This is a genomic window from Streptomyces sp. CAU 1734, assembly GCF_039888735.1.
In the GTDB taxonomy this organism is placed as follows: Bacteria; Actinomycetota; Actinomycetes; order Streptomycetales; family Streptomycetaceae; genus Streptomyces.
Genome location: NZ_JBDQQP010000013.1, coordinates 242,976 through 250,497 on the forward strand (window position 1 = coordinate 242,976; position 7,522 = coordinate 250,497).

Genomic DNA, 7,522 nt, shown 5'->3' on the forward strand with positions numbered 1-7,522 from the left:
GTACGCCGTACGGAACCCCACACCCGGTACGGGCGACCGCGCGGCCGGCGCGCCGACGGACCACCCTCTCGCGGACCACCGCATGGCCGCGGCGGACACGGACACACCGGCGGATCGGCCACCCGCCACCCGTACGGGTACAGGTGCCGTGCCCGCCCCCGGTACCCCTGCCGGCCCGGCGGCCCGCCCCCGCCCCGTACCCGCGAGGACTCCGGCCCGGGCGCGGCCCATCGAGGGGCTGCTGCTCGGGCTGGCGGCGGGGGACGCGGCGGGGTGGCCGGCCGCGCGGCACCGGGCCGCGCGGATGCCCGAGTGGACCCGGCGGCTGACCCGGGAGCTCGACACCTTCGCGGAGCAGAACGCCACCACCACCCTCCCCGTACCGATCGCGCTCAACCAGCCCCCGGAGCCGCTGCGGCTCGGCCCGTCCGACGACGCCGAGTGGGCGGCCTTCACGGCCGAGGCCGTGCTCACCGCGGCGGGGCGGCTCTTCACCGGTTTCACCCGCGGCCGGCGGCTGCGCGCCGCCGTCGACCTGGCCTGGAACTCCCTCGCCGGCGAGGTCGCCGCGGCGGCGGCCCGCGCGCCCGAGGTCGAGTCCGCCGTACTGCCGCTGCGGGCCCGGATCTCGGTACGCGCCGGGCTCGGCAATCTGGCCACCGGCCTGCGCCCGCCCGCCACGGGCCACGACAATCCGCACTACTTCGACGACGCCGCCTGTGTCCGGGCCGTGGTGCTCGCCGCGGTCCACCCCGGGGACCCCGGCTCGGCCGCCGCGCTCGCGGAGTTCGACGCGCGGTACACACAGGACGGCGACGGGGTGCACGGTGCGCGCGCCATGGCCGCGGCCGTGGCCGCCGCGCTGGGCGGAGGCGATGTGGACGACGCGGTGGAGGCGGCCCTCGCACAGCTCCCCGACACCACGGAGATCGGCCGGAACGCCCGGCACGCGGTGGCGCTCGCCCGCGCCGCCGACGCGGCGTTCGATCTCGTCCCCCTGCTGGAACACCAGATCGTCGATCATGTCTACAGCTATGGAATCGCCGCCGCCGAAACCGTGCCGGTCGCCCTCGCGGTGGCGACCGCGGCACGCGGACGGGTGGCCGAGGCGGTGCCGACGGCGGCCTGTCTCTCCCGGGTCGCGGACTCCGCTCCCGCCCTCGCCGGGGCGCTGACCGGCGCACTCGGCGGCGGGGACACCATCCCGGCCGGCTGGCGGGACGCCTGCCGCACGCTGGCGGGGTGCGCGCTGCCCCGACTCGCGGGGACAGATCTGGTCGAACTCGCCGAGAAGCTGACAGACACGGAACTCACCTTCATGGGTGGACAATTCCGGCATGACGACGACAGCAATCGCGACGCCCACCCTGGATGACCGGATCACCGGCGCTCTGCTCGGCGCGGCGGTCGGCGACGCGCTCGGCGGCCCGGTGGAGGGGTACTCCCCCGAGCAGATCACCGAGCGCCACGGCGGCCGGGTGCGGGGCATCGTCGGGCCCTGGAACGGCGACGCGTGGCGCACCGCCCGCCCGATCGCCCCGTACCACAAGGGGGATGGGCACATCACCGACGACACCCTGATGACCCATGCGCTGATCAGGGTGTACGCCACCGTCCGCGACCATCTCGACGCCCATGCCATCGCCGCCCACCTCGTCCCGGACCTGATGTCCAACCCCCGCTGGATCCCGGAGCTGGAGGCCTACGCGCTGCCGCTCCAGCGGATCTTCCTCGCCGAGAAGTGGCTGGTGACCCGGCTCCACTACGGTCACCACGATCCGCGCGAGGCGGGCAGCGGAAACATCGTCAACTGCGGTGCGGCGATGTACATGGCACCGGTGGGCCTGGTCAACGCGGCCCATCCGGAGGCCGCTTACGCCGAGGCGCTGGACATCGCGGGCGCGCATCAGTCGTCCTACGGCCGGGAGGCGGCCGGGGTCTTCGCGGCGGCGGTCGCCGCGGCGTGCAGGCCGGGGGCGACCCCGGAATCGGTGGTGGAGTCGGCGCTGGCGCTGGCCAAGGACGGCACCCGGGCGGCGATCGAGGCGGTGGCCGGGGTGGCCGCGCACCACAAGGACACGGAGTCGGCGCTCGCCCCGCTCCGCGCGGCGGTGGCCCCCTTCGACACGGTCGGCCCCGACTACCGCGCCCCGTCCCCGGCCGCCCGGCGGCCGTCCCGGGTGCACTCCATCGAGGAACTGCCGATCGCCCTGGGGATGTTGCTGGCCGGCGGGGGCGACTACCGGCGTACGGTGCTGGGCTCGGTCAACTACGGCCGCGACTGCGATTCGATCGCCACCATGGCCGGGGCGATGGCGGGCGCGCTGCACGGCGAGCCGGCGATCCCCCGCGCGTGGGCGAAGACGGTCTCCGAGGCCAGCCGGCTGGATCTGCACGCCCCGGCACGGGAGCTGGCCGCCGTCGCCCGGGAGGTCTTCGCCCGGGACACGGACCGCCGCCGCGCGCACGAGACCGCGTACGCCCTGCTGACCGCGGACGCCCGATGAGCGGCACGGCCGCCCGGCCGGAAACCGTACGGCCGGACACGGCACCGGCCGGCGCGGTCCGCCTCACCTGGGTACAGCCGGAGGATCTGGTCGGCCACGAGCTGCGCCAGGCGTACGAGGACGGCCGCGACGCCTCGGCCATCGCCGCCGCCTGGGAAGCGGCCGGGGGCCCGCCCGCGCCCGAGGCTGCGGGTGCCTCCCCCGGCGGGGCCGCCCCGGAGCTGCGCGCACTCGCGGCCCGGCTGCTGGACGCCCTCGCCGCGCTGCCGAGCCCGCTGGCCCCGCTGGAGCCCACCGAACTGTCCTCGATCCGGGCGTCCTGCCCGGCCTGGCCCGCCCCGGGCGCGGGCCGGCCGGCGCGGCGGGGGCCCGCCGCCGCCGGGCCCGCCACCCCCGCGGGCACCCCTCCGCCCGCCGGCCCGCACCCGCCCGGCCCCCGGGCAGCGGCCGGCACCGCGCCGGCCGGCCGGACCACGCTGCCGGGCGGCGCCCCGCCGCTCCGGCCGCCGCCCCCGGACGGACCAGCGCCGGCCTCGCCACCGCCCGCGACCGGAACGACGGCGACCCCCCGGGCCCCGGAACAGCCGGTGCGCCCGCCCGGCGGAACCGGATCCCCGCAGAACCCACCACCCCCCTCCCCACCGGACTCCCTCCGGACCGCACTGCACGCCGCCTGGCTCGGCCGGGCGGCAGGCTGTCTGCTCGGCAAACCGGTGGAGAAGCTTCCGCTCGCCGCCATCCGGGCCCTCGCCCGGGCCACCGGGAACTGGCCACTGCACACCTGGTTCACCGCCGAGGGGCTGCCCGACGACCTCGCCCGCGCCCACCCGTGGAACCGCCGCTCCGCGCCCACCTCGCTCGCCGAGAACATCGACGGGATGCCCGAGGACGACGATCTCAACTACCCGCTCCTCAATCTCCTGCTCCTCCAGCGGTACGGCCGCGGCTTCCGCACCGGTGACGTCGCCCGCCTCTGGCTCGACGAACTGCCCGCCGGGCGGACCTTCACCGCCGAGCGGATCGCCTACCGCAATCTCCTCTCCGGCGTCGAACCACCCCACACGGCCCGGCACCACAACCCCTTCCGGGAGTGGATCGGCGCCGCCATCCGGGCCGATGTGCACGGCTGGACCAACCCGGGCGACCCCGGTGCCGCCGCCGAGCAGGCCCACCGGGACGCCTGTCTCACCCACACCGCGAACGGGGTCCACGGCGCGATGTTCATCGCCGCCGCCATCGCCGCGGCGGCCGGCGGCGACCGCGATGTGCACCGGGCCCTCGCCGCCGGGCTCACCGTGGTGCCGCCCGCGTCCCGGCTGGCCCGGGCCGTACGGTTCGGCATCGAACAGGCCCGGGACGAAGCGGACTTCGACACCGTCGTGGACCGGATCCACGCCGTCCACGGGCACCACCACTGGGTGCATGTCATCCCCAACACCGCGCTGCTCGCCGCCGCGCTCACCCACGCCGACGGCGACTTCACCGGCTCCATCTGCCGGGCCGTCTCCGGCGGCTGGGACACCGACTCCAACGGCGCCACCGCCGGATCCCTCGCGGGCCTGCTCGCCGGGGACCCCGGCGCTCTCCCCCGCCGCTGGACCGCGCCGCTCCGCAACCGGCTCGCCACCTCCGTGGCGGGATTCGACGGCATCGGCTTCGACACCCTCGCCCGGCTCACCCACCAGGAGGCCCTCCGCCCATGACCGCGATCGTGGTACTCGGCAGCACCCATATGGATCTGGTGACCCGTGTCGCGCGGGCGCCGAAGCCCGGCGAGACCGTCACGGGGCGGGATTTCCGCACCGTGCCGGGCGGCAAGGGCGCCAACCAGGCCATCGCCGCCGCCCGCGCGGGCGGCGAGGTGTCGATGATCGGCGCGGTCGGATCCGACGGCTTCGGCACCCTGCTGCGGCAGACCCTGGCCGCCTCCGGAGTCGACACCGATCTGCTGCACACCGCCGCCGGGCCGTCCGGCATCGCCGGCGTCGTCGTGGACGCCGAAGGCGCCAACTCCATCGTCGTCATCCCCGGCGCCAACGGCACCGTCACCTCCCTCGGCCCCGGCGAGGAAGCCCTGATCGCCGGCGCCGACTCGCTCCTCCTCCAGCTCGAACTGCCGCTGAGCGCCGTACTCGACGGCGCCTCGGCCGCGCGCCGCCACGGTGTGCGGACCATCCTCACCCCCGCTCCCGCACAGCCCCTCCCTCCCGGACTCCTCGCCGTCACCGATCTCCTGGTGCCCAATGAGCACGAGGCGGCGGCCCTCACCGGCATCGCCGACCCCCACCGGGCGGCCGAGGCACTGCTGCGGCAGGTACCCGAGGTGGTGATCACCCTGGGCGCCGCGGGCAGCCTGCACGCGAGCCGCGACAGCCCGCCCTTCGCCGTGCCCGCGCCGCCCGTCACCGCCGTGGACACCACCGGGGCGGGCGACACCTTCACCGGGGCCCTCGCGGTCGCCCTCGGCGAGGAGAAACCCATCGAGCGCGCCCTCCACTGGGCCGCCGCGGCAGCCGCGCTCTGTGTCCAGCGACCTGGTGCCTCCACCTCCATGCCCTACCGTCCGGAGATCGACAACGCCTCATGACAACCACCCAGCAGCCCCCCGCTCCCGCCGCCGCTCCGGCCCCCCTGCGGGGCCTTCGCGTCCTCGATCTCGCCACCCTCTTCGCGGGCCCGCTCGCCGCCACGATGCTCGGCGACTTCGGCGCCGAAGTGATCAAGGTCGAGCACCCCCGCCGACCCGACCCCTCCCGGGGCCACGGTCCCGCCAAGGACGGCATCGGTCTCTGGTGGAAACTCCTCGGCCGCAACAAACGCACCCTCACCCTCGATCTCGGCGCCCCCGACGGCCGGGACACCCTGCTGCGGCTGGCCGCCTCCACCGATGTGATCATCGAGAACTTCCGCCCCGGCACCCTGGAGCGCTGGGGCCTCGGCTGGCCCGAACTGAGCGCCGCCAATCCCCGCCTGGTGCTCGCCCGGGTCACCGGATTCGGGCAGTTCGGCCCCTACGCCCACCGCCCCGGCTTCGGCACCCTCGCCGAGGCGATGAGCGGCTTCGCCGCCATCACCGGCGAACCCGACGGCCCCCCGACCCTCCCTCCCTTCGGCCTCGCCGACTCCATCGCCGCCCTCGCCACCTCCTACGCCGTCATGACCGCGCTGGCCGCCCGCACCGCCACCGGAGAGGGCCAGATCGTCGACATGGCGATCATCGAACCGATCCTGACCGTGCTCGGCCCGCACCCCGTCTGGTACGACCAGCTCGGCTATGTACAGCCCCGCACCGGCAACCGGTCGCGCAACAACGCCCCGCGCAACACCTACCGCACCGCGGACGGCTACTGGGTGGCGGTCTCCACCTCCGCGCAGTCGATCGCCGAACGGGTGATGCGGCTGGTCGGCCGCCCCGAACTGATCGACGAGCCCTGGTTCACCACCGGCACCGGCCGGGCCGACAACGCGGAGGAGCTCGACCGGGCCGTCGGCGGCTGGATCGCCCGCCGCACCCGGGACGAGGCGATCTCCGCCTTCGAGAAAGCCGAGGCCGCGATCGCCCCCGTCCATGACATCCGGGATGTCATGGACGACCCTCAGTACCGCGCGCTGGACACCATCACCGAGGTCCCCGACCCCGAACTCGGCACCATCCGTATGCAGAACGTGCTCTTCCGGCTCTCCGCGACCCCCGGCGCCATCCGCTGGGCGGGCCGCCCGCACGGCGCCGACACCGAGGAGATCCTCACCGAACTCGGCCTGAACAGCGCGGATATCGCCGCGCTCCGCGATCGGGGGGCCGTGTGACCATCCCGCTCACCTATCTCTACGCCCCCGGTGACCGACCCGAGGTCGTCCTCAAGGCCATCGCCTCCCGAGCCGATGTGGTGATCATCGACCTGGAGGACGCGGTCTCCCCCGAACGCCGGAAATACGCGCTCACCGCCACGGCGGAACTCCTCACATCCCCACAGCCGCTGCCCGTCCATGTGCGCATTCACTCCCCCCAGGACATCGCGACACTGACCGGTCTTCCCGGCCTCTCCGCGCTCCGTGTTCCCAAGGTCGCACACGCCACTGACATTCACCGGGCCGCCCGGCTCGCCCCAGGGCTCCCCCTCTACCCGCTCCTCGAATCCGCGCTCGCCGTCGAGTACGCCTACGACATCGCCACCGCGCACCCCGCCGTCCGCGGCATCGCCCTCGGCGAGGCCGACCTCCGCGCGGACCTCGGCGTCCGGGACGGCTCCTCGCTCGACTGGCCCCGGGTCCGCATCGTGATCGCGGCCCGCGCGGCCGGTCTGGCGCCGCCCTCCCAGTCCGTCTACCCGGACATCCGCGATGTCGACGGCCTCTACGCGTCCTGCGCCCATGGGCGCGCCCTCGGTTTCCTGGGCCGCGCCGCGATCCACCCCCGGCAGCTCCCGGTCATCGAACGCGCCTTCCGCCCGGCACCGGCCGAGATCGAGGCGGCGGAGGAGGTCATCCGCGCGGCGGCGGCCACGGGGGGTGCGCTGGCGCTGCCGGACGGGCGGTTCGTGGACGCGGCGATCGTGGCGGCGGCGAGGAGGACGCTGGCGCTGGCCCGCCGCGAGGATCCCTGACCCGCCGCCCGTGGCTCCGCCCCGGCCCCGGGCGCGGCTGCCTCCGGCGGGGCTGAATTTGCTTGCTCTTGTTCGCCAGTGCGGGCTGGTGCGTGGGCGGTGTCGCATCCTCGCCCGCGTCGTTCGGGTCGCCCGGGGGTGCGGGTGCTCTTCCGGGGCTCCGCCCCGGACCCGGCGCCTCAAACGCCGGCGAGGCTGAATTTGCCGCCCTCGTTCGCGGGTGCGGGCCGGTGCGTGTGCAGTGTCGCGGCCTCGCCCGTGCTGTTCGGGTCGCCCGTGGTGCGGGCCCTTTCCGGGGCTCCGCCCCGGGCCCGGCGCCTCAAACGCCGGCGGGGCTGATTTTTGGCGCCCTTGTTCGCGGGTGCGGGTCGGTGGGTGGACGGTGAGGTGTCGTTGCTTGTGTTGTTCGGG

The 7,522-nt window shown here is 75.4% G+C and carries 7 protein-coding genes; 6 read left to right on the forward strand and 1 reads right to left on the reverse strand.

Annotation, left to right across the window (positions count from 1 at the left end; all coding sequences use genetic code 11):
* The first annotated feature begins 82 nt into the window (after positions 1-82).
* Genes AAFN69_RS25465 through AAFN69_RS25490 form a run of 6 tightly spaced genes read left to right on the forward strand, consistent with a single transcriptional unit; the run spans position 83 to position 7,111 of the window.
* Entirely contained in the window at positions 83-1,375 is a 1,293-nt protein-coding gene (locus AAFN69_RS25465) for an ADP-ribosylglycohydrolase family protein (RefSeq protein WP_347731089.1), read from the forward strand.
* Positions 1,338-2,507: an ADP-ribosylglycohydrolase family protein gene (locus tag AAFN69_RS25470; RefSeq protein ID WP_347731066.1), complete on the forward strand. Its 1,170-nt coding sequence runs from the start codon at positions 1,338-1,340 to the stop codon at positions 2,505-2,507. The genes AAFN69_RS25465 and AAFN69_RS25470 overlap by 38 nt, the downstream gene beginning before the upstream one ends.
* Complete coding sequence (locus tag AAFN69_RS25475; RefSeq protein WP_347731067.1) at positions 2,504-4,210, forward strand: ADP-ribosylglycohydrolase family protein; 1,707 nt, start codon at positions 2,504-2,506, stop codon at positions 4,208-4,210. The genes AAFN69_RS25470 and AAFN69_RS25475 overlap by 4 nt, the downstream gene beginning before the upstream one ends.
* Positions 4,207-5,094, forward strand: coding sequence for a ribokinase (gene rbsK / locus AAFN69_RS25480; RefSeq protein WP_347731069.1), 888 nt, complete (start codon positions 4,207-4,209; stop codon positions 5,092-5,094). The genes AAFN69_RS25475 and rbsK overlap by 4 nt, the downstream gene beginning before the upstream one ends.
* Complete coding sequence (locus AAFN69_RS25485) at positions 5,091-6,314, forward strand: CoA transferase (protein ID WP_347731070.1); 1,224 nt, start codon at positions 5,091-5,093, stop codon at positions 6,312-6,314. Before rbsK ends, AAFN69_RS25485 begins: the two co-directional genes overlap by 4 nt.
* Positions 6,311-7,111, forward strand: coding sequence for an aldolase/citrate lyase family protein (locus tag AAFN69_RS25490; protein ID WP_347731072.1), 801 nt, complete (start codon positions 6,311-6,313; stop codon positions 7,109-7,111). Before AAFN69_RS25485 ends, AAFN69_RS25490 begins: the two co-directional genes overlap by 4 nt.
* 179 nt (positions 7,112-7,290) lie before the next feature.
* On the opposite strand, the gene AAFN69_RS25495 is transcribed toward AAFN69_RS25490, so the two are convergent.
* Positions 7,291-7,522 (reverse strand): hypothetical protein (locus AAFN69_RS25495; protein WP_347731073.1); only part of this gene is annotated, 232 nt, incomplete at its 5' end.

Excerpts from the sequence above, each read along its gene's own strand:
- AAFN69_RS25465 (WP_347731089.1), top strand. The coding sequence starts at position 83 with ATGGCCGCGGCGGACACGGACACACCGGCGGATCGGCCACCCGCCACC.
- AAFN69_RS25470 (WP_347731066.1), top strand. The coding sequence starts at position 1,338 with ATGACGACGACAGCAATCGCGACGCCCACCCTGGATGACCGGATCACC.
- AAFN69_RS25475 (WP_347731067.1), top strand. The coding sequence starts at position 2,504 with ATGAGCGGCACGGCCGCCCGGCCGGAAACCGTACGGCCGGACACGGCA.
- rbsK (WP_347731069.1), top strand. The coding sequence starts at position 4,207 with ATGACCGCGATCGTGGTACTCGGCAGCACCCATATGGATCTGGTGACC.
- AAFN69_RS25485 (WP_347731070.1), top strand. The coding sequence starts at position 5,091 with ATGACAACCACCCAGCAGCCCCCCGCTCCCGCCGCCGCTCCGGCCCCC.